This window comes from Pseudomonas sp. FP1740 (assembly GCF_030687165.1).
Taxonomy (GTDB): Bacteria; Pseudomonadota; Gammaproteobacteria; order Pseudomonadales; family Pseudomonadaceae; genus Aquipseudomonas.
The window spans coordinates 2,354,251-2,378,531 of the sequence record NZ_CP117461.1 but is presented as its reverse complement, the minus strand read 5'-3'; the positions used below and the strand labels follow the sequence as shown (position 1 = coordinate 2,378,531).

At 59.3% G+C, this 24,281-nt stretch carries 24 protein-coding genes; 11 read left to right on the top strand and 13 right to left on the bottom strand.

Annotated elements, in window-relative coordinates:
* Positions 1 to 106: 106 nt before the first annotated feature.
* Positions 107 to 370: a DUF4404 family protein gene (locus PSH69_RS10705; protein WP_019582089.1), complete on the top strand. Its 264-nt coding sequence runs from the start codon at positions 107 to 109 to the stop codon at positions 368 to 370.
* An 85-nt stretch (positions 371 to 455) separates the two neighbouring features.
* Here the strand turns inward: PSH69_RS10705 and queF are convergent, their stop codons facing one another.
* Both queF and PSH69_RS10695 read right to left on the bottom strand, forming a co-directional pair.
* On the bottom strand, positions 456 to 1,286 hold the full coding sequence (gene queF / locus PSH69_RS10700; RefSeq protein WP_305411965.1) for an NADPH-dependent 7-cyano-7-deazaguanine reductase QueF: 831 nt from the start codon (positions 1,284 to 1,286) through the stop codon (positions 456 to 458).
* Positions 1,287 to 1,347: 61 nt separating this feature from the next.
* Positions 1,348 to 1,884 carry a cupredoxin family protein gene (locus tag PSH69_RS10695; protein WP_305411964.1) on the bottom strand — a complete coding sequence of 179 codons (537 nt, stop codon included), beginning with the start codon at positions 1,882 to 1,884 and terminating at the stop codon, positions 1,348 to 1,350.
* 154 nt (positions 1,885 to 2,038) lie between these two features.
* Between PSH69_RS10695 and PSH69_RS10690 the strand changes: the two genes are divergently transcribed.
* Positions 2,039 to 2,719, top strand: coding sequence for a heavy metal response regulator transcription factor (locus PSH69_RS10690; protein ID WP_019649412.1), 681 nt, complete (start codon positions 2,039 to 2,041; stop codon positions 2,717 to 2,719).
* The gene (locus tag PSH69_RS10685) at positions 2,719 to 4,065 is read left to right on the top strand and encodes a heavy metal sensor histidine kinase (RefSeq protein ID WP_305411963.1); all 1,347 of its coding nucleotides are present in this window, start codon (positions 2,719 to 2,721) and stop codon (positions 4,063 to 4,065) included. Before PSH69_RS10690 ends, PSH69_RS10685 begins: the two co-directional genes overlap by 1 nt.
* Positions 4,066 to 4,183: 118 nt before the next feature.
* Here the strand turns inward: PSH69_RS10685 and PSH69_RS10680 are convergent, their stop codons facing one another.
* From PSH69_RS10680 to PSH69_RS10670, 3 genes are all read right to left on the bottom strand, one after another.
* Positions 4,184 to 5,428 carry a lipoprotein-releasing ABC transporter permease subunit gene (locus PSH69_RS10680; protein ID WP_018928148.1) on the bottom strand — a complete coding sequence of 415 codons (1,245 nt, stop codon included), beginning with the start codon at positions 5,426 to 5,428 and terminating at the stop codon, positions 4,184 to 4,186.
* A gap of 65 nt (positions 5,429 to 5,493) precedes the next feature.
* Positions 5,494 to 6,177, bottom strand: a complete 684-nt coding sequence (gene lolD, locus PSH69_RS10675; protein WP_018928149.1) for a lipoprotein-releasing ABC transporter ATP-binding protein LolD — start codon at positions 6,175 to 6,177, stop codon at positions 5,494 to 5,496.
* A 7-nt stretch (positions 6,178 to 6,184) separates the two neighbouring features.
* Positions 6,185 to 7,435: a lipoprotein-releasing ABC transporter permease subunit gene (locus PSH69_RS10670; RefSeq protein ID WP_007935280.1), complete on the bottom strand. Its 1,251-nt coding sequence runs from the start codon at positions 7,433 to 7,435 to the stop codon at positions 6,185 to 6,187.
* Between the two features lie 94 nt (positions 7,436 to 7,529).
* Between PSH69_RS10670 and PSH69_RS10665 the strand changes: the two genes are divergently transcribed.
* Together PSH69_RS10665 and PSH69_RS10660 are read left to right on the top strand one after the other, a co-directional pair.
* Positions 7,530 to 8,111, top strand: coding sequence for a PilZ domain-containing protein (locus PSH69_RS10665; protein ID WP_305411961.1), 582 nt, complete (start codon positions 7,530 to 7,532; stop codon positions 8,109 to 8,111).
* A gap of 13 nt (positions 8,112 to 8,124) precedes the next feature.
* Complete coding sequence (locus PSH69_RS10660; protein ID WP_305411959.1) at positions 8,125 to 8,847, top strand: glycerophosphodiester phosphodiesterase family protein; 723 nt, start codon at positions 8,125 to 8,127, stop codon at positions 8,845 to 8,847.
* Positions 8,848 to 8,889: 42 nt separating this feature from the next.
* On the opposite strand, the gene sthA is transcribed toward PSH69_RS10660, so the two are convergent.
* Complete coding sequence (sthA, locus tag PSH69_RS10655) at positions 8,890 to 10,284, bottom strand: Si-specific NAD(P)(+) transhydrogenase (RefSeq protein ID WP_095189133.1); 1,395 nt, start codon at positions 10,282 to 10,284, stop codon at positions 8,890 to 8,892.
* Between the two features lie 207 nt (positions 10,285 to 10,491).
* The gene (locus tag PSH69_RS10650) at positions 10,492 to 11,541 is read right to left on the bottom strand and encodes an FAD:protein FMN transferase (protein ID WP_305411957.1); all 1,050 of its coding nucleotides are present in this window, start codon (positions 11,539 to 11,541) and stop codon (positions 10,492 to 10,494) included.
* Between the two features lie 146 nt (positions 11,542 to 11,687).
* On the opposite strand from PSH69_RS10650, the gene PSH69_RS10645 reads away from it, so the two are divergent.
* Positions 11,688 to 12,989: an MFS transporter gene (locus tag PSH69_RS10645; protein ID WP_305411955.1), complete on the top strand. Its 1,302-nt coding sequence runs from the start codon at positions 11,688 to 11,690 to the stop codon at positions 12,987 to 12,989.
* A 277-nt stretch (positions 12,990 to 13,266) separates the two neighbouring features.
* Here PSH69_RS10645 and PSH69_RS10640 read toward each other — a convergent pair whose 3' ends face one another.
* Positions 13,267 to 14,688: an MFS transporter gene (locus tag PSH69_RS10640; RefSeq protein ID WP_305411953.1), complete on the bottom strand. Its 1,422-nt coding sequence runs from the start codon at positions 14,686 to 14,688 to the stop codon at positions 13,267 to 13,269.
* Positions 14,689 to 14,816: 128 nt separating this feature from the next.
* On the opposite strand from PSH69_RS10640, the gene PSH69_RS10635 reads away from it, so the two are divergent.
* Positions 14,817 to 15,710 carry a LysR family transcriptional regulator gene (locus PSH69_RS10635; RefSeq protein ID WP_305411951.1) on the top strand — a complete coding sequence of 298 codons (894 nt, stop codon included), beginning with the start codon at positions 14,817 to 14,819 and terminating at the stop codon, positions 15,708 to 15,710.
* Between the two features lie 7 nt (positions 15,711 to 15,717).
* Here the strand turns inward: PSH69_RS10635 and PSH69_RS10630 are convergent, their stop codons facing one another.
* The 3 genes from PSH69_RS10630 to PSH69_RS10620 form a co-directional block, all read right to left on the bottom strand.
* Positions 15,718 to 15,900: a DUF1289 domain-containing protein gene (locus PSH69_RS10630; protein ID WP_081626539.1), complete on the bottom strand. Its 183-nt coding sequence runs from the start codon at positions 15,898 to 15,900 to the stop codon at positions 15,718 to 15,720.
* 3 nt (positions 15,901 to 15,903) lie between these two features.
* On the bottom strand, positions 15,904 to 16,275 hold the full coding sequence (locus PSH69_RS10625) for a hypothetical protein (protein ID WP_305411950.1): 372 nt from the start codon (positions 16,273 to 16,275) through the stop codon (positions 15,904 to 15,906).
* A 135-nt stretch (positions 16,276 to 16,410) separates the two neighbouring features.
* Positions 16,411 to 16,890: a GNAT family N-acetyltransferase gene (locus PSH69_RS10620; protein WP_096480712.1), complete on the bottom strand. Its 480-nt coding sequence runs from the start codon at positions 16,888 to 16,890 to the stop codon at positions 16,411 to 16,413.
* A gap of 386 nt (positions 16,891 to 17,276) precedes the next feature.
* Between PSH69_RS10620 and katG the strand changes: the two genes are divergently transcribed.
* Both katG and PSH69_RS10610 read left to right on the top strand, forming a co-directional pair.
* Positions 17,277 to 19,574: a catalase/peroxidase HPI gene (gene katG, locus PSH69_RS10615; RefSeq protein ID WP_305411948.1), complete on the top strand. Its 2,298-nt coding sequence runs from the start codon at positions 17,277 to 17,279 to the stop codon at positions 19,572 to 19,574.
* Positions 19,575 to 19,828: 254 nt separating this feature from the next.
* Positions 19,829 to 20,260 carry a hypothetical protein gene (locus PSH69_RS10610; RefSeq protein WP_305411947.1) on the top strand — a complete coding sequence of 144 codons (432 nt, stop codon included), beginning with the start codon at positions 19,829 to 19,831 and terminating at the stop codon, positions 20,258 to 20,260.
* Between the two features lie 384 nt (positions 20,261 to 20,644).
* Here the strand turns inward: PSH69_RS10610 and PSH69_RS10605 are convergent, their stop codons facing one another.
* Positions 20,645 to 21,106 (bottom strand): GNAT family N-acetyltransferase, encoded by a 462-nt coding sequence (locus tag PSH69_RS10605; RefSeq protein WP_305411946.1) that lies wholly within the window; start codon positions 21,104 to 21,106, stop codon positions 20,645 to 20,647.
* A 122-nt stretch (positions 21,107 to 21,228) separates the two neighbouring features.
* Positions 21,229 to 22,155 (bottom strand): LysR family transcriptional regulator, encoded by a 927-nt coding sequence (locus PSH69_RS10600; RefSeq protein WP_111453763.1) that lies wholly within the window; start codon positions 22,153 to 22,155, stop codon positions 21,229 to 21,231.
* A 127-nt stretch (positions 22,156 to 22,282) separates the two neighbouring features.
* Between PSH69_RS10600 and lysA the strand changes: the two genes are divergently transcribed.
* Together lysA and PSH69_RS10590 are read left to right on the top strand one after the other, a co-directional pair.
* Positions 22,283 to 23,521 (top strand): diaminopimelate decarboxylase, encoded by a 1,239-nt coding sequence (gene lysA / locus PSH69_RS10595; RefSeq protein WP_305411945.1) that lies wholly within the window; start codon positions 22,283 to 22,285, stop codon positions 23,519 to 23,521.
* A 58-nt stretch (positions 23,522 to 23,579) separates the two neighbouring features.
* A complete protein-coding gene (locus PSH69_RS10590; protein ID WP_305411943.1) occupies positions 23,580 to 24,227 on the top strand; it encodes a VOC family protein in 648 nt (215 codons plus the stop codon).
* Positions 24,228 to 24,281 lie beyond the last annotated feature (54 nt).

The window sequence follows — 24,281 nt, the reverse complement described above, 5'->3', positions numbered from 1 at the left end:
AGATCATGCAGGTTGCCCGGGAGTGGATTAATCTAAAGGTCAGCCATAGACCTTTGGCGTGCTGCTGCGGTCTATGCCAGTGCCTATCGAGAAAAGGAAGAACGCCATGCCTGCCCGCGAACTGCAAGATCAGCTCAATAAACTGCGCGAGCAATTGGAACAGAATCCGCCACTGACCGAAGCCGAGCGCGAAGACCTGCATGCGCTGATGCAACAGATCCAACTGGAGCTTGAGCTGGAAACCAAAACCCAGGACACCAACCTCGCCGACAGTGTGAACCTGGCAGTCGATCGCTTCGAAGTCGAACATCCCGCCCTTGCCGGCACCTTGCGTAACATCATGCAAGCCTTGGTCAGCATGGGGATCTGAACCCATCAGATGCAAAAAAGCCCCGCTATCGATAGCGGGGCTTTTTCATATCCGGGATTTGCAAATGCAATCCCGCACTGGCTCTTTATTGTCGGACCAAGCGATGGTTCGGCAGTTGCACCTCTTCGGTGCTGCGATACGGGTTGATGTCCAATCCACCACGACGCACATACCGCGCGTACACCGTCAATTTCTCCGGCTTCAGCAACCGCTGCAGGTCGAGGAAGATCCGCTCTACGCACTGCTCATGGAAGTCCGAGTGCTGGCGGAAGCTCACGATGTATTCCAGCAAACTCGTGTGATCCAGCGCCGCGCCACGATACTCCACCACCACGCTGCCCCAGTCCGGCTGACTGGTGACCGGGCAGTTGGATTTGAGCAAATGGCTGTGCACGCACTCTTCAACGATGCGCGACTCATCGCAACGCAGCAGTTCCGGACGCGGATGCTCATAGTTGCTGACACTGATGTCCAGGTCATCGATGTACACGCCCGGCAACGCCACGACGCCTTCCGCCTCTACCTCTTTCAGGCTGCGAACCCGCACGCCCACCGGCTTGCCGGCAGCGGCCGAGAGATCTTTCACCAGCGTCGCTTCAAGGCTGGCGGTGTCGGCAAATGGCGTCTGGTTCAGCGAGTTGAGGTACAGCTTGAACGACTTCGACTCGATGATGTTCGGCGAATCTGCCGGGATGCTGAATTCGCCGATCGCCACCACAGGCTTGCCGGACGGCAACAGCCACGACAGCTCGAAGCAGTTCCAGAAGTCCACGCCCTTGTACGGCAGGGTTTGCGCGGTCAGGCCCAACTCGGCCCATTTCGCGGCGCGCGGGATCGGGAACAGCAAGGACGGCGTGTAGGTGGCGATGTATTCGCTGGATTTGCCCAGCGGCGAATGTTCGGCTGCGGGATGCATGGCGGAAACCTGACTGAAGAATCAGCGGATTCTACCAGCCTTTGCTCCCGCCTTTGAGTGCTTACTGACTGACTGTCAGTTTGCCGACCATACCGGCCTGGTAATGGCCGGGGATGTTGCAGGCAAATTCCAGGTTAGTGGCCTTGGTGAAGGTCCAGGTCAGCTCGGCGGTTTTACCCGGCTCCACCAACACACTGTTGGGGTCGTCATGCTTCATGCCGTGATCCATGGCGCCATGATCCATTCCGGCCATGGAACCGTGGTCCATGGCCTTCATGCCTGTAGGCATCAGCATGCCGCTTTGCTGCATCTGGAGCATTTCCTGCTGATGCCTGGCATGCATCTGTGCATCGCCGAGGTTGAATTCATGCAGCAACTGGCCTTTATTCACCAGTACGAGGCGCACGGTTTCCCCGGCCTTGATATCGAGGGTCTTGGGGCTGAAGGTCATATCGCCCATTACCACTTCAACGCTGCGGGTGGCCTGGGCGGCCGAGGCCGGTTGACCGAAATCGTAGGCCTGCGCCGGTGAGGCTTCCAGCCCTAAACTCAGAGTCAGCAAACAAGCGGCCAGCGCCAGACGCTTTTGCAAAAACATAGTCGCACTCCAACAAGATGAGGTTCAGCTTGTGGGAAACTCTACCCCGTCGGCTCTGCCAGATACCTGACAGGCAGATTACAACTTTGTCAGGTTGGCCTGTCTCCTCGCCGCCCACGGTATAACGCACCTGTTCAAACTGCCCGAGTCGCCCATGAAACTGCTGATCGTCGAAGACCAACCGAAAACCGGCCAATACCTGCGCCAGGGCCTGACCGAGGCCGGCTTCAATACTGAACTGGTGGCAGACGGCACCACTGGCCAGCAACTGGCCTTGAGCGGCGATTACGCCTTGTTGATTCTCGATGTGATGCTGCCTGGCCGCGATGGTTGGCAGATTCTGCAAGCAGTGCGCGGTGCAGGCCTGGACACCCCGGTATTGTTTCTTACAGCGCGGGACGCCGTGGAGGACCGAGTCCACGGCCTGGAACTGGGCGCCGACGACTACCTGGTCAAACCTTTCGCCTTCTCCGAACTGCTGGCCCGGGTTCGCAGCCTGCTGCGTCGCGGCAGCGCCACGCCCCAGGAAACCAGCCTGCAACTGGCCGATTTGCGCCTGGACCTGATCCGTCGCCGGGTCGAGCGTAACGGTCAGCGCATCGACCTGACTGCCAAGGAATTCGCCCTGCTGGAAATGCTCCTGCGGCGCCAGGGCGAAGTTCTGCCCAAGTCGCTGATCGCGTCCCAGGTGTGGGACATGAATTTCGACAGCGACACCAACGTCATCGAAGTGGCGATCCGCCGTTTGCGCCTGAAGATCGACGACGATTTCCCGAACAAGTTGATTCACACCGTGCGCGGCATGGGTTACGTCCTTGAAGAGCGCCCCGCCTGATGCGCCGGCTTTCATTAAGCAACCGCCTGGCACTGCTGTTTGCCGCCTGCACTGCGGTGGTGTCGTTGTTCGCCGGGGTGTTGTTCAGCCGCGCCAGCGAGGCGCACTTTGTCGAGTTGGACCAGCAGTTGCTGGATGACAAACTGATTGGTTTACGCCGGGCGCTGGATGACATTCAGGCCGGCGACGCCGAAGCCAGGCTGGCCGATGAATTGAGCCGACAGGCCGATCTTTCGCTGCGCATCATTAGCAGTGACGGCCAACGCATGTACGACAGCTCGCCCAGCGTGCCCAAAGATTTACCGCGCAAGCGTGGCCTGTCGACAGTGAGCGACGACGGCACCGATTACCGCGTCCTGAATGCGCCGCTGTTCCTCGACAAACCCGACTCACCGCAACTGACCTTGTTGCTGGACATCACCCATCACCAACACTTTCTGCAGCGCATGCAGCACCTGATCTGGCTGACGGTCGGCCTCTCGGCCCTGGCTACCGCCCTGCTCGGTGCCTGGGCGGCGCGCAGTGGTTTGCGTCCGTTGCTGCGCATGAGCGCGGTCGCCAGCGGCGTGTCGGCGCAATCACTCAACGCCCGTCTGCCGGAAGCAGACATGCCGCCGGAACTCGCGGAAATGGCCCACAGCTTCAACGCCATGCTCGGACGCCTCGATGACTCTTTTCAGCGGCTCTCGGCCTTCTCCGCCGACATCGCCCATGAACTGCGCACACCGCTGTCGAACCTGCTGACCCACACCCAAGTCACCCTCACCCGCCCTCGCCCCCTTGAGGATTACCGCGAAGCGCTGCACAGCAACCTCGAAGAACTGCAATGGATGGCGCAACTGGTCAACGACATGTTGTACCTGGCCAAGGCTGACCACGGTTTGCTGATGCCCAAGCGTGAACCGCTGGACCTGGCGGAAGAAGCGGATGTGCTGCTGGAGTTTTTCGCGCCGCTGGCCGAGGACGCCCGGGTGAAGTTGAGTCGTGACGGCCACGCGAGCATGCAGGGCGATCGCAGCATGTTGCGCCGGGCACTGTCCAATTTGCTGGACAATGCGTTGCGGTTTACCCCGGCCGGTGGTGAGGTGCGGGTAAAGATTGTCGAGCAACCGGCAGGCTTGAGCCTGACCGTTGAAAACAGTGGTGAAGGGATTTCCGAGGACCTGTTGCCGCGTTTGTTTGACCGTTTTTACCGGGCAGACCCCGCGCGCCGTGAAGGCAGCAGTGAGCATGCGGGATTGGGATTGGCGATCACCCAGTCGATCATCCGCGCCCATGGCGGGCAGATTCGTTGCGAATCGGCTCAGGGGTGGACGCGATTTGTGATTGAGTTGCCACGAACCTGATCGTTCCCACGCTCTGCGTGGGAATGCAGCCAGTGACGCTCTGCGTCACACCAAGAGCCGAACGCAGAGCGTACGTTGAGGCATTCCCACGCGGAGCGTGGGAACGATCATTGGGGGCTTACGAATACCGCAACGCGGTAGCCGGCTCGACTTTCGCCGCCCGCCACGCCGGATAAACCGTCGCCAGAAAACTCATGATGAAACCGGCGGAACAGATCAACAGCACATCAGCGCCCTGCAATTCGGACGGCAAGTTGCTGACGAAGTACACATCGGAACTGAAGATGTGCTGCCCGCTGACCCGCTCCATCCAGCCCACCAGTTCACTGACGTTCAACGCCGCGATCACGCCCAGCACGCCACCGATCAAAGTGCCGACAATCCCGATCACCGTGCCCTGCACCATGAAGATCGCCATGATCTGCCGCGGTGTGGCGCCGATGGTGCGCAGGATCGCGATGTCCGCGCCCTTGTCGTTCACCACCATGATCAGGGTGGCGATGATGTTGAACGCCGCCACGGCGACGATCATCAGCAACAACAGGCCGATCATGGTTTTTTCCATCTTCATCGCGCTGAACAGACTGCCCTGGGTGTGGGTCCAGTCGTCAGCCTTGTAGGCGGCGCCCAGACCGGTCGCGATGTCGCTCGAGACTTGCGGCGCGGCGTACAGATCCTTCACCGCCAAGCGCACGCTCTGCACCTGATTCGGTTGCCAGTGCTGCATTTGCGCGGCGTCGGCCATGTGGATCAGCGCCATCGAACCGTCCAGTTCGGCGCCGACCTTGAACACGCCCACCACGTTCAGTCGCTGCATGCGCGGGGTGATGCCACCCGGTGCATTGCTGACTTCCGGCACGATCAGGGTGATCTTGTCGCCGACGTTCAAGCGAAAGCGCCGCGCGGTGATCTCGCCGATCACCACGCCGAACTCGCCCGGCTTCAAGGCATCGAGACGCCCCTGAACAATGTGCTTGGCAACGATCGAGACCTTGCTTTCCAGCGCCGGATCGACCCCGCTGACCTGGATCGGCTGCATGGTGCCCTTGTAGGACAGCATGCCTTCCATCTCGGTGAATGGCACGGCGGCGGTGACTTCAGGATTCTTCATCGCCGCGGCGGCCACCGGCTGCCAATCGTCGATAGGGTTCACGCCGACGATGGTCGCGTGGGGCACCATGCCGAGGATGCGCGAGCTCATTTCGCGCTGGAAGCCGTTCATCACCGACAGCACCACGATCATCGCCAGCACGCCCAGGGCGAGGCCGATCATCGAGGTCATCGAGATGAAGGAAACAAAGCGATTGCGGCGCTTGGCGCGGGTATAGCGCGTGCCGATAAAGATCGATAACGGTCTGAACATTCGCTGGGGCACCGTATAAAAATAAAAGACCCGACGCACTGTTCAGTGTGCCGGGTTTCGGCCAATCAGATGGGGGTCAGGCAACCTTCCTGCAAATGCAGGACGCGATCCATCTGGCGAGCCAGGTTCATGTCGTGGGTCACCACCAGGAACGCCGTGCGCATCGAGGTGCTGAGTTCCAGCATCAAATCCTGAATGCCCTGGGCGGTGTGGGAGTCGAGGTTGCCGGTCGGCTCGTCGAGCATCACCAGGCCTGGCTTGTTCACCAGGGCGCGGGCAATGGCCACACGCTGGCGTTCGCCACCGGACAATTCCGCCGGTTTGTGCTCCAGGCGATGGCCCAGCCCTACCCGCTCCAGCAACGCCGTCGCACGCTGACGCGCTTCCGGGATCGCGGTCTTGCCGATCAGCAGCGGCATGCAGACGTTTTCCAGCGCGGTGAACTCGGGCAGCAAGTGGTGGAACTGGTAAACGAAACCCAGCGACCGGTTGCGCAACAGGCCACGGGCCTTTTCGTTCAATGCCGAGAGTTCTTCACCGGCCAGCCAGACGCTGCCCTTGGTCGGCGTATCGAGGCCGCCCAGCAGGTTGAGCAAGGTACTTTTGCCCGAACCCGACGTACCGACGATCGCCACGCGCTCCCCCGGATGCAGTTCCAGTTGCAGACCGGCCAGAACCTCTACCGATTCCGGGCCTTCCACGTAGGATTTGCCCAGGTTGCGGCAGCTCAAGATTGCTTTATCACTCATGCCCGACTCACTCATAACGTAGCGCCTCCGCAGGCTGGGTGCGCGCGGCACGCCAGGCTGGATACAGGGTGGCGAGGAAACTCAGGACCAACGCGGCGGCGCAGACCATCAACACGTCCTGGCTCTGCACTTGCGACGGCAGGTAATCGATGAAATACACGTCGGCGTTCAAGAACTTGTGGCCGATCAGACCTTCCAGGGCCGAGATCGCGGCGCTGACGTTCAGCGCGGCGAAGATCCCGACCACGGCGCCGATCAGCGTACCGACCACACCAATGACCGTGCCCTGGACCATGAACGTCGCCATGATCGAGCCCGGCGTGGCGCCCAGGGTACGCAGGATCGCGATGTCGCCCTTCTTGTCGTTCACCACCATCACCAGCGTGGAAATGATGTTGAACGCAGCAACGGCGACGATCAGCAGCAACAGCAGGCCAATCATGGCTTTTTCCATGCGGATTGCCTGATACAGGTTGCCGTGGGTACGAGTCCAGTCGCGGGCGTAGTAACGGTCTTCGCCGAGCTGCTGGGCGATGGTCCACGCGGTGCGCGGCGCCTGGAACAGGTCGTCGAACTTCAGTCGCAGGCCCTGGACCTGATCCGGTTGCCAGCGGTGCAACCTGGCCAGATCCTGCAGATTGGTCAGGCCCAGATAGCCGTCCAGCTCACCGGCGCCGACATGGAAGATGCCGACCACGGTAAAGCGTTTCATGCGCGGGAACATCCCGGCCGGGGTCACGGTGACTTCCGGCGCGACAAACGTCAGCTTGTCGCCAACCGCCGCGCCGAGCTTGGCTGCCGCCTTGTCGCCGATGACGATGCCGAAACTGCCCGGCGCCAGGTCGTCGAGTTTGCCCTGCTGCATGAAGTTATCAATGATCGACACCTGCCGTTCCTGCACAGGGTCGATGGCATTGAGCAGCACTTTGGAAACCTTGCCGTTGTTGGTCAGCAGACCCTGCATCTGGACGAAGGGCGCAACCGCCGCCACCTGCGGGTTCTGCTTGACCTTGGCGGCCAGGCTTTGCCAGTCGCTGATCGGCTCGCCGGACTCGATGGTCGCGTGGGGCACCATGCCCAGTACGCGGGTGCGCATCTCATGATCGAAGCCGTTCATGACCGACAGCACCACGATCATCACGACCACGCCGAGGGCGAGTCCGATCATCGAGGTCAGGGAAATGAATGACACAAAATGATTGCGACGTTTTGCACGGGTATAACGCGTGCCGATAAATACGAAGAGAGGTCTGAACATGTCGGGGCTTGTTCGGAGGGAAAAGGAACGTCCTTGTGGCGGGGGTCGATAACCAGCTTTACACTCAGACCACCGCCGCTACCATGGGTTCGCCATGTCGACATTAGATGAAGAAGATCGCCGCGAATACTACCGTATCGAGGACACGATCGCACTGGAAATTCGGCCCCTGTCTGCTCCCGAAGCCGCAGGCCAGGAAGTGTTGCAGGATGCTTCCCCGCTATTCAACCTGCTCAGCGAACTGCACCTGAGCGAATTCGAGTCGCAACACCTGTTGCGCCAGATCAACGAACGCGACAGGACCATCGCCGCGTTCCTGAAATCACAGAACAAACGCATCGATCTGCTGAGCCAGGTGGTCGCCCTGACCGTGCTCGGACAGATCGGCGAACCGCAGCCGGTGATCATCTCCGAAGGCGGCATCGACTTTCAGCATCCGACGCCCATTGCCGTCGGCGCGCACTTGTCGGTCAAGCTGGTGCTGATGCCACAAGCCCTCGGCCTGTTGCTGCGGGCCCGCGTCACCCATTGCGACCGCAAGGGCGGCGGCTACGACGTCGGCACCGAGTTCGAATACCTGTCCGATGCCCAGCGACAACTGCTGGCCCGCTACATCTTGCAGCGACAGGCACAAGAACGACGCCTGGCGCGCGAACAAAACGAATCCGGCCATTAATTAAGGAAGAACCGTGACTCTCATCTACGGCCATCGCGGCGCCAAGGGCGAAGCACCGGAAAACACCCTGACCAGCTTTCAGCAATGCCTCAAGCACGGCGTGCGCCGCTGCGAACTGGACCTGCACCTGTCCAAGGACGGCGAGTTGATGGTCATCCACGACCCGACCCTCAAACGCACCACCGACCGCCGCGGCAAAGTGGCCGAACACACGGCTGCGGAACTGGTGACTTATGATGCGCGCAAGGGCGGCCCGGGCTGGATCAAACCCTGCCCGATCCCGACGCTGGAAGAATTGTTCGAAAAATGCGATTTCGAGCATTGGCAGCTGGAAGTCAAAAGCGCTTCACGCACCCGCGCGGCAACCACCGTGCTGGCGATTCGCGAAATGGCCCAGCGTTTCGGCATGCGGGACAAGGTCACGATTACCTCGAGTTCACGCGAAGTGTTGAAAGCCGCGCTGGACCTGGTGCCGGACGTGTCTCGCGGACTGGTGGCCGAGTACGCCTGGCTCGACCCGTTGAAGGTCGCGCAAAACTATGGCTGTGAGATGCTGGCGCTGAACTGGACCCTGTGTACGCCGGAACGCCTGCAGAAGGCGCAGCGTCAGGGGTTGCATGTGTCGGTGTGGACAGTCAACGAGCCCGCGCTGATGCGCAGGCTCGCCGACTTCGGCGTTGACAGCCTGATTACAGACTTTCCCGGTTTGGCCACCGCCACGCTCGAGAATTGCTGAAATCGGTCTCCCCGGCCGGCTCAGGCCACCGGCCGGAGCCGCTCAAAAAAGCCGGTTGAGGCCATCGTACGCCGCTACCCGATAGGCTTCGGCCATGGTCGGGTAGTTGAACGTCGTGTTGACGAAGTACTTCAGGGTATTCAGTTCGCCCGGCTGGTTCATGATCGCCTGACCGATGTGCACGATCTCCGACGCCTGATAACCGAAGCAGTGAACGCCCAGCACTTCCAGCGTCTCGCGATGGAACAGGATCTTCAGCATGCCCTGAGGCTCGCCGGCGATCTGCGCACGCGCCATGCTCTTGAAGAATGCCTTGCCCACTTCGTACGGCACCTTGGCCTGAGTCAGCTCCTGCTCGTTCTTGCCGATCGAGCTGATCTCCGGAATGGTGTAGATGCCGGTCGGCACGTCGTTGACGAAGCGCCAGCTGCCGTTGTCGACGATGCTGCCAGCGGCCGAACGGCCCTGGTCGTGTGCGGCACTGGCCAGGCTTGGCCAGCCAATCACATCACCGGCGCCATAGATGTTCGGCACGCAGGTGCGGTAGTTCTCGTCGACTTCGATCTGGCCACGGCTGTTGACCTTCACGCCGATGTTTTCCAGACCCAGCTGATCGGTGTTGCCGGTACGGCCGTTGCACCAGAGCAAGGCGTCGGCCTTGATCTTCTTGCCGGACTTGAGGTGCAGGATCACGCCGTTGTCCACGCCTTCGACGCGGTCGTAGTCTTCGTTGTGGCGAACCGTGATGTTGTTGTTGCTGAAGTGGTAGCTCAGGGCCTGGGAAATTTCCGAGTCGAGGAAGCTCAGCAACTGACCGCGGTTGTCCACCAGTTCAACCAATACACCCAGACCACTGAAGATCGAGGCGTATTCGCAGCCGATCACGCCGGCGCCGTAAACAATGAGTTTACGCGGGGTGTGGCCGAGGCTGAGGATGGTGTCGCTATCGTAGATACGCGGGTGATGGAAATCGATGTCCGCCGGGCGATAAGGACGCGAACCGGTGGCGATGATGATGTGCTTGGCCACCAGTTTTTCGACCACGCCGTTGGCGCAGACGACTTCGATGGTTTGCTCGTCGGCGAAGCTGCCGGTGCCGAAGAACACGTCGACGCGGTTACGGGCGTAGTAGCCGGTGCGCGAGGCGACTTGTTTGGAGATGACTTTTTCAGCGCTCTTCAACACGTCCGGGAACGAGAACCAGCGCGGCTCACCAATGGCCCGGAACATCGGGTTGGTGTTGAACTGCATGATCTGCCGGACCGAGTGACGCAAGGCCTTGGACGGGATGGTGCCCAGGTGGGTGCAGTTGCCGCCGACCTGGCGACGGCTATCGACCATCGCCACCTTGCGCCCTGCCTTGGCGGCGTTCATTGCCGCGCCTTCTCCCGCCGGGCCGGAACCCAACACCACCACATCGTAGTTGTAGACAGCCATGCGTACTCCTCAGAACAGGCCGCGGCACCTTCGGCGCCTGCGGCTAAATCACGCCGATCGGCGGCGTGAAGGAACAATTTGGGGCCAGTGCAGAACCCGGACACAGTCTATAGAAGCGTCAACGCCGCGCACATTAACCCTTGGTCGCGTCGTAGGCTAGTTTTGCCTGCACTACAAAGCCATCGAAAAATGCTTTTGCAGCCGCAATCACTCGGTTTTCTCACCGGCCAGGCGCTCAAAAGCCTGATTGGTGCGTGTGACAAAACCTGTATCGGCACGAATCACAAAGAATGCAGCAATGTCATGCGTTTGGGCATAGTCCCAACCCCGTTCAGGGCCAAGAATCAGCAACATCGTCGATAAGCCATCGGCCATCAACGCTGAAGGATGAATCACCGTAACTGACGCCAGGGTGTGTAGGACCGGTGTTCCGGTGCGGGCATCGAAGGTGTGGGAATAGCGCCGGCCACCCTGCTCGAAATAGTTACGGTAATCACCGGAGGTGGACACGCCGTAGCCGTCGACGGCGATGACACGCTCGGCCACTTGCTGATCATCACGGGGTTCTTCCAGGGCGATGCGCCACGGTGAGCCGTCGAGTTTTTTGCCGACGGCCTTGAGTTCACCGGTGGCTTCAGCGAGGTAGTCGTGGATGCCCAGCGCTTCGAGTCTGGCGGCAATCGTGTCAACCGCGTAACCGGCAGCGATGCTGTTGAAGTCGACCTCGACCGCGGCATCCTTGCACAACTGGTCGCCATCGATGCGCAAGTGACTGTGGCCGACGCGCTGCTGCACCTCGGCCAGTGCTTCGGCGCTCGGGACTTTTTCCTCACGCGCCTGCGGGCCAAATCCCCAGAGGTTGAGCAACGGCTCCACCGTCAGGTCGTAGGAGCCGTCACTTTGCAAAGACAAGCGCTCGCCGACACGGACCAATTCGAGGATCGGCGCAGGCATTGTCTGGCAGTGGTTGGCGGGCAAGTTATTGAAGCGTTCGATGTCGGAGTCTCTGCGATAGGTCGACATTTGCCGATCGACATCAGAGAGGATTTTTTCGACCTGGACGCGGACTTCCGCCGATGCGGGAAGACCGGCATGGCGCACATATTGGATCGAATAGCTGCTGCCCATGGTCGGGCCGTCGAAGCGTTCCAGGCTGTCGCCGTTGCCACAACCGGACAAAACGCCGACCAGAACCACAAGTCCACTCCAGCGTCCAGTTAACAAATCTTCATCTCCCCTCAAAACCGCGCCCGCCATTATGGGCTTCAGAGCGCATGGGAGCGAGCCTGCTCGCGATAGCGGTGACCGGTTTTACGATTGCTGCGCAATCGAACGGGAGCAAGCTCCCTCGCCACATAGGTGCAGCGCTTTCAAACAAGATCGACCAGAGTGAGTACCTACACATGTCTTCCAATACGAGCAAAGGCAAAGCGATTTTTCGCGTTGTCAGCGGTAACTTTCTCGAAATGTTCGACTTCATGGTCTATGGCTTTTACGCCACGGCCATTGCCAAAACCTTCTTTCCCGCCGATAGCGCATTTGCTTCCCTGATGCTGTCTCTGGCCACTTTCGGGGCCGGCTTCCTGATGCGTCCGCTGGGGGCGATTTTCCTCGGGGCCTACATCGACCGTCATGGCCGCCGCAAAGGTCTGATCATCACGCTGGCGATGATGGCCGCCGGCACGGTGCTGATTGCCGGTGTGCCGGGTTATGCCACGCTGGGCGTCGCGGCGCCGCTGATCGTATTGTTCGGCCGACTGCTGCAAGGCTTCTCGGCGGGCGTGGAACTGGGTGGTGTGTCGGTGTACCTCGCCGAAATTTCCACACCGGGTCGCAAAGGCTTCTTCGTCAGTTGGCAGTCCGCCAGCCAGCAAGCCGCGGTGGTATTCGCCGGCCTGCTCGGCGTGGGTTTGAACCACTGGCTGAGCCCCGACCAAATGGGTGAGTGGGGCTGGCGCGTGCCGTTCCTGATCGGCTGCATGATCGTGCCAGCGATCTTCGTGATCCGCCGTTCGCTGGAAGAAACCCCGGAATTCCAGGCACGCAAACACCGCCCTACCCTGCGGGACATCGTCCGCTCGATCGGTCAGAACTTCGGCATCGTCCTCGCTGGCATGGCGCTGGTGGTGATGACCACGGTGTCGTTCTACCTGATCACCGCCTACACCCCGACCTTCGGCAAAGCCGAGCTGCATCTGTCGGATCTGGATGCGTTGCTGGTGACGGTGTGCATCGGCCTGTCGAACTTCTTCTGGTTGCCGGTGATGGGCGCGCTTTCCGACAAGATCGGACGCAAACCCCTGCTGCTGGGTGCGACGATTCTGGCGATCCTCACGGCTTATCCGGCGCTGTCATGGCTGGTGGCGAATCCCAGCTTCAGCCATCTGCTGATCGTCGAGTTGTGGCTGTCGTTCCTGTATGGCTCGTACAACGGCGCCATGGTGGTGGCCCTGACCGAGATCATGCCGGTGGAAGTGCGTACGACCGGTTTCTCCCTGGCCTACAGCCTGGCGACCGCAACGTTCGGTGGTTTCACCCCGGCGGCCTGTACGTACCTGATCCATGTGCTGGACAACAAGGCAGCGCCGGGGATCTGGCTCAGTGGCGCGGCGGTGCTGGGGTTGATCGCGACACTGGTGTTGTTCCGTGGCAATCGGCATGCGTTGCGCACGGCGCAAGCGGCTGTCATCAGAGGCGCTCACTAAAAGGAACGCAGTCAGGTGCAGATCCTGTGGGAGCGGGCTTGCTTGCGAAGAGGGAGTGTCAGTAAACACTGATGTTGCCTGACACACCGCCTTCGCGAGCAAGCCCGCTCCCACATTTAATCGGCGTGCCCCATAGGTTTTAGTTCGCTTCGGTCCACATGCAGCCAAGGCGGCCCCTCTGCAAATCTGGCCTCCAGCCATGTCTTGAACGCCATGAGCGTCGACTGCGCGATGTTCAGGCAGTATCGGTATTCGATTTTATATGAACAATATAGGCTCACTGCAGTTCATTGCTGCACACAGTGCAGCAGTCTGAAGCCCGTGGAAACAGGGCCACGGCAAGGGCCAGGATGATCAGTGCCACGGCGACGGCAAACGTTGTCCGCATGCCGCTGGCGACGGCTGCGGGAGACGCGCTGGTGATGTCTGTCGTCGCCGAGGCAAGCGCAAACACCGCGCCCATCACCGAGGCTCCGGTGATCAGGCCGAGATTGCGTGACAGGCTGAGCATGCCGGAAATCACGCCGCGCTGGTCCGGGCGGATGTCGGTCATGATCGCGGTGTTGTTGGCCGCCTGAAACAACGCGTAGCTGGCCGTGATCACCGCGATGGGCGCGAGGTAACCGAGGAGGCCGAACCCCGCTGGCATCATTGATAAAGCACTCGCGCCGAGCGCCATTGTCGCGAGCCCGAGACGGGTCATGCGCCGAGTGCCAAAACGGTCCACCAGGCGACCGGCCGGCACGCCGGTCAATGCAGCCACCAACGGGCCGACCGACAAGGCGAAACCGACAAGTGCCGTGCCGAGGCCAAGCGCACCCGAGAGATAAAACGGCCCGACCACCAGCGTCGCCATCATCACCGTCGAAACGAGCGTGCTCATGGCCAGGCTGGCGCTCAATCCCTGTTGGCGGAACAGCGCTAATGTGATCAATGGCGATGCGACCGTGGCCTCAACGAAGATGAAAAGCCCAACGCCGAAAACAGCCGCCAGTAGCAGCGCGATATTGAGCGGTCCAAAATCACCGTGCCCGATCGTCATGGCCAGCGCGTACGCTGCGAGCGTCAGCGCCAGCAGCAATGTGCCGGCCTTGTCGAACCCCACCCGCCCCGCTTTCACTCGCCGAACATCCGCCGGTAAATAGCGATACGCGAGCCAGATGTTCAGCACACCCAGCGGTATGTTGATCAGAAAAATCGCCTGCCAGCCAACGCCGGCAATCAACATCCCACCGAGCGACGGCCCCAGCGTGGTGCCGATCGCCGACATCGTTCCAAGCAACCCCATGGCGCTGCCGGTCTGCGCTTTCGGCACCGTTTCACCGACAAACGCCACGGTCAGCGCCAGCATGATCGCCGCCCCAAGCCCCTGCACCGCCCGTGCGCCGACCAGCCACCCGAGCGACGGCGCGACACCGCAGGCCAGCGATGACAGGGTAAAAATGGCGATGCCCACCAGTAGCAAACGCCGACGGCCGAGCATGTCGCCAAGCCGTCCGACGCTGACGATCAGCGTGGTGATCGCCAGCAGATACGCCAGCACAATCCACTGCACGTGCTGGAAGGAAGCATCGAACGCCTCGGCCAACGTCGGCAATCCTGCATTGGCGATGCTGGTGTCGAGTGAAGGCATCAACATCGACAGCGAAAGGCTGGCGAGCGCCCAGCGCACCGAACCTGATTGAGTGATGGATTTCATTGTCTGGCCACGTCTGAAAGGTAGATCAGCAGCGTATGCCCGCGTGTGACAAGGCGGAAGGCGCAGCATTTGCACTTGATAGATGCGTTTGACGCCATGTCAGCCCCGCGCCGTGCTAACGTTGCGGCATGACCACTCCCGATCTCAATCTGCTGATTACCCTGGACGTGCTGCTCGCCGAAGGCAGCGTCGCCCGCGCCGCCCAACGACTGCGGCTGAGCCCGTCGGCCATGAGCCGGGCGTTGGCGCGGTTGCGCGAAACCACGGGCGACCCGCTGCTGGTCCGGGCCGGACGCGGCCTGGTGCCAACGCCCCGAGCGCTCGAATTGCGCGAACACGTCAGTCGATTGGTGCAAGACGCCGAAGCGGTTTTGCGCCCCGCCGAACAGCTCGACCTCAAGCAACTGGTTCGAACATTCACGCTGCGCACCAGTGACGGTTTCGTCGAAAACTTCGGCCCGGCGCTGATCGCCCGCGTCGGCGAGGAAGCCCCCGGCGTGCGTTTGCACTTTGTGCAGAAGCTGAGCAAGGACAGCGCCGCACTTCGCGACGGTACCGTTGACCTGGAAACCGGTGTGGTCGGCGGCACGACCAGCCCGGAAGTGCGCACCCGTGCATTGTTCGAGGATCGTTTCGTGGGCGTCGTTCGCACGGGGCATCCGCTGAGCGAGGGCGAGATCACTGCCTCCCGTTATGCCGCTGGCCGGCACATCCTGGTCTCACGGCGCGGGCTCGATAAGGGGCCGATGGATGAAGTGTTGGAAGCGCTGGGACTGCAGCGGGAGATCGTCACCGTCGTCGGCGGTTTCTCGGCCGCCCTGGCGCTGGCTCGCGCCTCGGACCTGATCGCCACCGCACCCGCCCGACACACCCGAAACTTGCGTGCCGGCCTGCACAGTTTCGATCTGCCGTTCGAGCTGCCGCCAATCACCATTTCGATGCTCTGGCATCCACGGATGGATGCCGACTCGGCGCATCGCTGGCTACGTGAATGTGTTCGAGAGGTTTGTGCGCGGCCCTGAGGAACCCTCAACCCTTCCTTTTCTGAAGCCCTTTCAACCGCACACTCGCCCGTTGCGCCGCCGCCATTTTTTCCGGACGCTTCATGCGTTTCCATTTTCTGATGTCATCCTTGGTGCGACCACAACTGACACACAGCTCACCACTGAGCTGGCAAACGGAAATACACGGATTTTCGATATCCTTGGCCACGTTTCAACCCCGCGTCGAGCGCTTGGGCGCCAGGCGTTGCTGCCAGTTGCCGCCATTGGCGCGCTGACATTGTTCTTCAGAATCAAACTGCACATGGGCCGCGACGGGGCTGACGAGAACGTCCGCTTCATTTAATGCTACGGCCGTCAGTTCGACCATGCGCTCGCCCTGCCCGCTCGCCAGCGCCTGATCCTTATGGGCCAGGGTATCGAAGACCCAAATCACCCGCAGGCTGGATGGAAAGGCGTCGTAATCGATTTCGTGGGTCAACCAGCAAAACCCGACTATTTCTGCTTTGGCTGTTTCGCACGCCTCGGTCAGAGTGGCGACCAGGCGACGTTCGATGTGTGCCTGATCGCGTTTGCTTAAAGACATCGGGTGGATCCTTGGGTGGCGGTCAACGAAAAAGGCCCATCATACGTGACCTCACTCGCCTTTTCGGCTCGTTCCTTAAACAAGACACGGAACGAATGCGAAGTTGATTTTCCCCTCAGACCTGCCGCCATCGTCCTACTTGCTTGTCTTTCGCATGTGTATCAGGGCGACACGGCGCCCATCCTGCGACACCCGCTCCTCAACCCCAAACGGCACAAACCCGAGCTGCGGATACAAAAGCAGCCCCGCTGTGTTCTCGTTGAAGCACGAAAGCTGCACTTCGCTTGCCCGATGACGTTCAAACGCCAGCCCCACCATCGTTTCCACCAAAAACCTCGCGACACCTTTCCCCCGAGCCTTGGGTGAAACGATCACATTGCCGATCGCGCAAACGCCATCGCGCTCAAACGAATAAAAGTTAGCAAAACCGACAACCGCATTATCCCCTTCAACCACCGTTGAGTCCGAGCGTTGAGCTATTGATGCAAGCAACTGAGCTTCCGTCAGCGGGTACTGCGCCTTCGGGAACATGAAAAAAAGCTCTTGGGGAGTTTGAGGAAAGTCGCAAATCGTCAACACGTCTTCAGCACTGACGGGGCGGTGGGTTAGCAGCATTGGTTTGGTTCCATCCAAAGGTCGATGCGACAGATTACGTTTTGCCGGCGCTGGATAAAAGAAACGCGTAACAGCGACTCCATCTCGACGGCTCAGATAAAAGACTATCCCTATCACCTCCCAATACTCCCCCTATTAGCTGACTGCTTTATAGGCGTCTAACCTTACTGGAGCGCTGGCGTCAGCCGGCCGGTTGAGACCTGAGAAGAGATACGAATGAGTCAGGAAACGTACTAGGCTTGCCGTGGGCCACCGTGCTGGCAACTCGATTGCCGCTATCCGGATTTCCCGTGTGACCACGACGATCAATTGATCGCACGGCTGCAGCCTATGTCATTGATTCCGCTCGTCGCTATTGCGTGCCCAACCCCGGGCCGGATAGCCGGATGAACACGACCAAAGGTAGCGCACACATGGCAAATGAATCGAAATGCCCGTTCAATCACGCCGCCGCTGGCGGTGGCACGACGAACCGCGATTGGTGGCCGAACCAACTGAATCTGAAGATCCTGCACCAGAACTCGCGGCTGGCCGACCCCACGGACGAGGGTTACAACTACGCCGAAGCGTTCAAAAAACTGGACTTTGCGGCGGTCAAGCAAGACCTGCATGCACTGATGACTGATTCACAAGACTGGTGGCCTGCGGACTTCGGTCACTATGGGCCACTGTTTATTCGCATGGCCTGGCACGCCGCCGGCACCTACCGCGTCGGTGACGGTCGTGGCGGTGCCGGCTCCGGTCAGCAGCGCTTCGCCCCGCTCAACAGCTGGCCGGACAACGTCAGCCTCGACAAGGCGCGCCGGCTGCTTTGGCCGATCAAGCAAAAGTACGGTCGCAATATCTCCTGGGCTGACCTGATCGTCCTCACCGGCAACGTCGCACTGGAGTCGATGGGCTTCAAGACCTTTGGCTTTTCCGGCGGCCGGCCAGACGTCTGGGAACCGGATGAGGCCGTCTACTGGGGCTCCGAAAACAAGTGGCTGGCAGGTGACACCCGCTACGAAAAAGACAAAAAAGAACCCATGCAAGAACCCGGCGAAGGCCCTCTCGTCGCTGAGCCGGGGAAAAATGAGGACAGCCGCACCGAGGGCGGACGCAACCTGGAGAACCCGCTCGCCGCCGTGCAAATGGGCCTGATCTACGTCAACCCCGAAGGCCCGGAAGGCAACCCGGACCCGGTCGCTGCGGCGATAGATATCCGCGAAACCTTCGGGCGCATGGCAATGAATGACGAAGAAACCGTGGCGCTGATCGCTGGCGGCCACGCTTTCGGCAAAACCCACGGCGCCGGCCCTGCCGACAACGTCGGTGCCGAGCCCGAAGCCGCGGGTCTCGAACAACAGGGCCTGGGCTGGAAGAGCAAATTCGGCAGCGGTAAAGGCGGCGACACCATCACCAGCGGCCTGGAAGTGACCTGGACCACCACGCCCACCAAATGGAGCAACAACTACCTGGAAAACCTGTTCGGCTTCGAGTGGGAGCTGACCAAGAGCCCGGCGGGTGCAAACCAGTGGACGGCAAAAGGCGGTGCTGGCGCGGGCATCATTCCAGATGCTCACGACCCGTCCAAGCGGCGTAATCCGACCATGCTGACCACGGACCTGTCACTGCGATTCGACCCGATCTATGAACCGATTTCGCGGCGCTTCCTCGCCAATCCGGACCAGTTGGCCGACGCCTTCGCCCGCGCCTGGTTCAAACTGATCCACCGCGACATGGGCCCCCTCTCCCGCTACCTCGGCCCGGAAATGCCCAACGAAGTACTCCTGTGGCAAGACCCGATCCCACCGGTCGACCATGCCTTAGTCAACGACAGTGACATCGCCGCTCTCAAAGGCAAGCTCCTGGCCAGCGGCCTGACCGTCTCGCAACTGGTGTCGACCGCCTGGGCAGCGGCTTCCACCTTCCGCGGCTCCGACAAACGTGGCGGCGCCAACGGCGGACGCCTGCGTCTGGCCCCGCAGAAATCCTGGCAGGTCAACCAGCCTGAGCAACTGGCGAGCGTGTTGGCGAAACTCGAAAGCATCCAGAACGAGTTCAACAGCGCGCAAACCGGCGGCAAGAAAATCTCCCTGGCCGACCTGATCGTGCTGGCCGGTTGTGCCGGCGTCGAACAAGCGGCAAAAAATGCCGGCCATACCATCACGGTGCCTTTCACACCGGGACGCATGGACACCTCGCAAGAGCAAACGGACGTTGAATCCTTCGGCTACCTCGAACCCGCCGCCGATGGCTTCCGCAACTACCTCAAAACCCGCTACAGCGTACCGGCCGAGGCCCTGCTGATCGACAAGACCCAGCTGCTGACCCTCACCGCGCCGGAAATGACCGTGCTCATTGGTGGCCTGCGCGTGCTGAACACCAACGTCGGCCAAACCCAACACGGCGTGTTCACGAAGCAACCGGGAGCGTTGACCAACGACTTCTTCAAAAACCTGCTCGACATGGGCGTGGAATGGAAACCGGTGTCAGAGGCCAATGAAGAGTTCGAGGGACGCGACCGCAAAACCGGCGATCTCAAATGGACAGGGACGCGTGTTGATCTGGTGTTTGGCTCGAATGCCCAGCTGAGGGCGTTGGCTGAGGTTTATGCCAGCAACGACGCGAAGGAGAAGTTTGTGAAAGACTTCGTGGCAGCCTGGGTCAAGGTGATGAATCTGGATCGGTTTGATCTGAGGTGATGCTGGCGCTCAATCCAGCGTGAAAAAAGCCCACCGACCGTTACTGGTTCAGTGGGCTTTTTATTGCTTGGCCTCAGGCTCAATCCCAAGTGGAACCGAAGCACTAGCGACAAAGGTTTTTCCCAACTAGGGTTCTCTGTGTCATTGCGATTAAACCACCGATCGCAGTGGCGCATCACCGACGTGGCGAACCGAAGGAGCCAGATCAATTGATGAGGTCTTTTTGTGTCGCGGTCGCATTCGTAGCGCCCATCGTGTTGTCCACCACGGTCACGGCTGAAGTACTTGCGCATAAGACAGCGCTCGCTTTTGTTGCTCAAACCCATGTGGGTGACAGCCTGCCAACACTGGCACTGTTGGCGGCAAAGAAAACCCAAACCTTTGCGATGCTCATTGAAAAGTTAGGGAGTGAAAAAGCATACAGTGCCGTATCGAGCGAAATTGACGCGCTACTTCCGCAGTACCAGCCGAAATGGAATCAAAATCTTGCTGCGGCTTATGAGAAGTCTTTTACTGAAGAAGAGCTGTTATCACTCACGTCTGAAGGCCAGGCATCCAAATACGCTGGCAAAGTGCTGGAACGGCGAACTGACATTGGCAGAGACATGCAGTCCAGCTCTACCCCGATACTGATTGCCCTTGTATCCGAGGCACTTAAGGCGGCCTATTCCAAGCATATTCGTTGAAGCAGTCTTGCCCCCCTCTGCCATCAGCTTGTCCGAAGAAAACCAACGCCTCCCAGTGTGGAGGCGTTGTGCTTTTTGCTGATCGCAGGACGAGACTAAACGGGAGAAATCGTGGCCAGCGCGCCAATCAAAATGGTCAACACCAGAAATCCACCCAGGAAAATTGCCATCTTGCCCATGGGGCCTCCTACGCTATGAGTTTGCGGTGCAGCGGTTACCGCCACTGCTGACCGTGCCGTCATTGTGAGCCGCAGACTGATCCCATTACAGATGCAGATAGTCGAGAAAAATACGGATCAGATCCGCGATTCACGCCCCTGTAGGAGCTGCCGAAGGCTCGGGCCGCGTTCGGACGATCTTTTGATCTTAAACACGTCGCCCTGGCTATGTGGCATCTGCTAATGATTTCACATGAGTCGCAAAATCATCGTGTATCTGTTGAAACCCGCAGCGAAGGTAAAATGCCGATCCCTCAGGTGTATCCGTGGATAGGCGCACAACACGGAATCTCTGAGCCGCATATTCCAGAAGCTGCTGTACCAGAGCTTTACCCACGTTCTGCCCCCTTGATGCACGCGCGACGTATACCCTCCGTAGCCTCCCGGTATCCGACCTGGCATATGGATCATATGAAAGACCACCGATGGCAATCAGTTGTCCGTTGCGGAAGGCTCCCAAAAGACATTCACCTGGTTGGTCGAATCGATTCGACCCGTTTTTCCAATCTGCAACCAAGCGTGTGAGAAACCTGAAACCCTCTGTAACGGCCTCCGCTTCCAGTACCAGGATTTCCGGAGGAAGTGCTGATATCTGACGTATCGTCAGTTCGCCCGTTGACGTAATCACTCGATATCCCTTGTTTGCTTTGGCACCCTGCCTGACTCATCTGCGCGGAAGGTGTTTTTACACAGGACCGCGTAGGAGCTGCCGAAGGCTGCGATCTTTTGATCTTTTGTAGCTACGACTCTTCAATTGGCGCTCTCTAATCTCTTGTCGAGTGTATGGGTGAGACACAACGCCTCATCTTTCAACGAGCTGCAGAAGGCGTCGACGAAGATTGACGAGGGTCGATAGTCAGGCCTGATCAACATAACGCGATAGGGAATAGACACGCTGATCGGCCGAATGGCCAATCCTCTGCCTGACTCCTCCACGGCAGTCAACGGGTTGATAATCGCTACCCCCAACTGTTGCCTGACCATGGCGCAGACCGATGTGGCGTTGGTTGTTTCGATGACGGTATGCCGATCGACTCCGGCCCGGCGAAAGTGCTCATCGAGCGTCTGACGATAGATATCCAGACCCGAAAAGTTGATGAAATCGACACCGCAAAAGTCTTCCATTACGAGGAGTGACCTGGACAGCAAAGGGTGACCCTCTGGAAGTATGCAGACCATGTCGGAACAAAAGAGCAATTCCCCTTGGGTGCCTCGAGGTACATGCTCACCTTCGGTCAGTCCGAGGTCGTAACGCTGGGCGCTGAGTGACTCTTCCAGTAAGGGGGATTCCTGTGCAGCAATGCTCAAGCCTATGCCGACATGCCGTTGCTGAAAGTGCTTACAGGCCTTGGGCAACAAGGTCTGGGACAACATCGGAAGACAGGCAATGCTCAGTTGGCCATGTTCGAAGCGACGAATCGATTGTGCAACGCTGTTGATTCGTTCCAACCCAATGTAGGACTGTTCTACCTCTTCGAACAGCATAATGGCCTGAGCCGTCGGTACCAGTCTCCCTCCCTCTCGGTCAAACAGCCGAAGGCCAGAGATACTTTCAAGCCGCGCCAGTTCTCGGCTGATCGTGGGTTGGGAAGTAAATAGTAAACGCGCTGCGCCGGTGACGCTCCCTGCCTGCATGATGGCGCGGAAGACTTCGATATGCCGTATGGAAATTCCCACATCTGGCCTCCGCCAGTTGATCAAGTCCCATATCAAAACTGAATCGACCAGCAAAGAATAGATATTTTATTGAATACAGAATGGTCGACATGATGGCTTCTCTCTTTACTTCAGATTGAATACCTCCATGCCCAATCATTCCGTTTTCCTGCCATTAGCCGAGACTGCGAGACAGCACGGCACCCCGCTCTGGTGTTATGACGCCCAGACCATCAGGGCACGCATCGACCAACTGCAAGGCTTCGATGTCATTCGATATGCGCAAAAAGCCTGCTCGAACCTGCATATTCTCCGGTTGATCCGCGAACAAGGCGTGCGGATCGATGCCGTATCACTGGGTGAAATCGAGCGGGCGCTGCTCGCTGGATACAGCCCAGCAGGTGACCCGGCGGGTATTGTTCTGACCTGTGATCTGTTCGATGAAGCGACATTGCGACGCGTCGTCGAACTGAACATTGAGGTCAATACCGGCTCGATTGATATGCTCCGTCAATTGGGCCAACAGTCTGCGGGCCATCGCGTCTGGCTGCGGATCAATCCTGGGTTCGGCCACGGCCACAGCCGCAAGACCAATACCGGTGGTGAAAACAGCAAGCATGGAATCTGGCATGGTCAGGTTCAGGAAGCCCTCAGCGTGATTCGGCAATTCGGACTGAAACTGGTGGGATTGCACATGCATATCGGTTCCGGTGTGGATTACGTACACCTTGAGCAAGTGGGCTACGCAATGGTCTCGGCCGTGAAGGCACTCGACCACGATATCGAAGCATTCTCCATCGGCGGGGGGCTTTCCACACCTTATCGTGTGGGGGATGAGCCGGTGGATATCCAGCGTTATGCGAACGCCTGGCGCCAGGCCAAACAGGACATCGAGGCTTTTCTCGCTCACCCGGTACGGATGGAGATCGAGCCAGGCCGATTCCTGGTAGCCGAGTCAGGCTATTTGGTCACCGAAGTCCGTGCGGTAAAAAAAGTGGGCAATCGAAACTTCGTCCTGGTGAATGCCGGCTTTAATGACCTGATGCGACCAGCCCTCTATGGCGCCTATCACCACATGACCTTGCTGGACTCCCAGGGTGTCCCGGTCAGTCGTCCGGAGCACCTCTATGCAGTGGGAGGTCCCTTGTGCGAATCCGGTGATATTTTCACGCAGGATGAACAGGGGGTCACACCCCGTTTGCTACCTGAAGCGCAGGTTGGCGACTTGCTGGTCATGCACGATACCGGCGCGTACGGTGCCTCGATGTCATCCAACTACAACAGCCGGCCACTGTTGCCCGAAGTGTTGATCGAGCAAGGGCAAGCTAGATTGATTCGACGCCCGCAGCCATTGTCGGATTTGCTGGCCTTGGAGTTGGGGCTTTAAAAGCCAGTCGGTGATCGAAACAATCGCTTGATAAAAATCCATTGAAGGAGCTGAGTACGTGAAAAGCACTATCGATCACCTTGTTATCGTGGCGCCGGACCTCGATACAGGCTGCGCGTTCGTCACTGACTTGCTAGGTGTCGACCTTCAACAGGGCGGTGCCCATCCACGCATGGGCACCCACAACAGGTTGCTTCGCCTTGGCCCCCAGCTCTACCTGGAAGTGATTGCCGTGGACCCATCAGCCAAATGCCCGGACCGACCTCGCTGGTTCGGCCTTGATCAACTTACTCCCAACTCGCCGGCGCGCCTGGCGACATGGGTTGCACGGACCGACGATATCCACAATATTAGTGATTCCTGCCACGACATCGTCGGGGTTGTCGAACCCATGACACGAGGAACATTGTCCTGGCAAATAACGATACCGAAGGACGGAGGCCTTCCCTTGGCAGGATCAGCCCCCACCATAATTCAATGGGGACATGGGACTCATCCCGCGAGCGCACTCCAGGATAAAGGCTGTTCTCTGCTGGCATTGGACGTCTTCCATACGGATCCGGAAAGAGTCAAAGCTATTCTGACGGCCATAAACTTTTCTGGTCCGGTTTATCTTCATGCGCTCAAAAATGCTTTAACACCCCATCTGCTCGCGCATATTCAAACGCCAAATGGCTTAAAAACATTGACGATTTCGAGAGTGTGAGTCGCACTCCGAATATTCATCTGTGCATACATTGCATTACCGTTAGCGGACGTA

What these genes read in the sequence shown, in the direction of transcription:
- lysA (WP_305411945.1), top strand. Translation starts at nt 22,283, where the DNA reads ATGCCCAATCATTCCGTTTTCCTGCCATTAGCCGAGACTGCGAGACAG.
- PSH69_RS10680 (WP_018928148.1), bottom strand. Translation starts at nt 5,428, where the DNA reads ATGTTCAGACCGTTATCGATCTTTATCGGCACGCGCTATACCCGCGCC.
- PSH69_RS10620 (WP_096480712.1), bottom strand. Translation starts at nt 16,890, where the DNA reads ATGCTGCTAACCCACCGCCCCGTCAGTGCTGAAGACGTGTTGACGATT.
- sthA (WP_095189133.1), bottom strand. Translation starts at nt 10,284, where the DNA reads ATGGCTGTCTACAACTACGATGTGGTGGTGTTGGGTTCCGGCCCGGCG.
- PSH69_RS10625 (WP_305411950.1), bottom strand. Translation starts at nt 16,275, where the DNA reads ATGTCTTTAAGCAAACGCGATCAGGCACACATCGAACGTCGCCTGGTC.
- PSH69_RS10685 (WP_305411963.1), top strand. Translation starts at nt 2,719, where the DNA reads ATGCGCCGGCTTTCATTAAGCAACCGCCTGGCACTGCTGTTTGCCGCC.
- PSH69_RS10645 (WP_305411955.1), top strand. Translation starts at nt 11,688, where the DNA reads ATGTCTTCCAATACGAGCAAAGGCAAAGCGATTTTTCGCGTTGTCAGC.
- lolD (WP_018928149.1), bottom strand. Translation starts at nt 6,177, where the DNA reads ATGAGTGATAAAGCAATCTTGAGCTGCCGCAACCTGGGCAAATCCTAC.
- katG (WP_305411948.1), top strand. Translation starts at nt 17,277, where the DNA reads ATGAACACGACCAAAGGTAGCGCACACATGGCAAATGAATCGAAATGC.
- PSH69_RS10695 (WP_305411964.1), bottom strand. Translation starts at nt 1,884, where the DNA reads ATGTTTTTGCAAAAGCGTCTGGCGCTGGCCGCTTGTTTGCTGACTCTG.
- PSH69_RS10690 (WP_019649412.1), top strand. Translation starts at nt 2,039, where the DNA reads ATGAAACTGCTGATCGTCGAAGACCAACCGAAAACCGGCCAATACCTG.
- PSH69_RS10640 (WP_305411953.1), bottom strand. Translation starts at nt 14,688, where the DNA reads ATGAAATCCATCACTCAATCAGGTTCGGTGCGCTGGGCGCTCGCCAGC.
- PSH69_RS10650 (WP_305411957.1), bottom strand. Translation starts at nt 11,541, where the DNA reads ATGGCGGGCGCGGTTTTGAGGGGAGATGAAGATTTGTTAACTGGACGC.
- PSH69_RS10665 (WP_305411961.1), top strand. Translation starts at nt 7,530, where the DNA reads ATGTCGACATTAGATGAAGAAGATCGCCGCGAATACTACCGTATCGAG.
- PSH69_RS10705 (WP_019582089.1), top strand. Translation starts at nt 107, where the DNA reads ATGCCTGCCCGCGAACTGCAAGATCAGCTCAATAAACTGCGCGAGCAA.
- PSH69_RS10670 (WP_007935280.1), bottom strand. Translation starts at nt 7,435, where the DNA reads ATGTTCAGACCTCTCTTCGTATTTATCGGCACGCGTTATACCCGTGCA.
- queF (WP_305411965.1), bottom strand. Translation starts at nt 1,286, where the DNA reads ATGCATCCCGCAGCCGAACATTCGCCGCTGGGCAAATCCAGCGAATAC.
- PSH69_RS10635 (WP_305411951.1), top strand. Translation starts at nt 14,817, where the DNA reads ATGACCACTCCCGATCTCAATCTGCTGATTACCCTGGACGTGCTGCTC.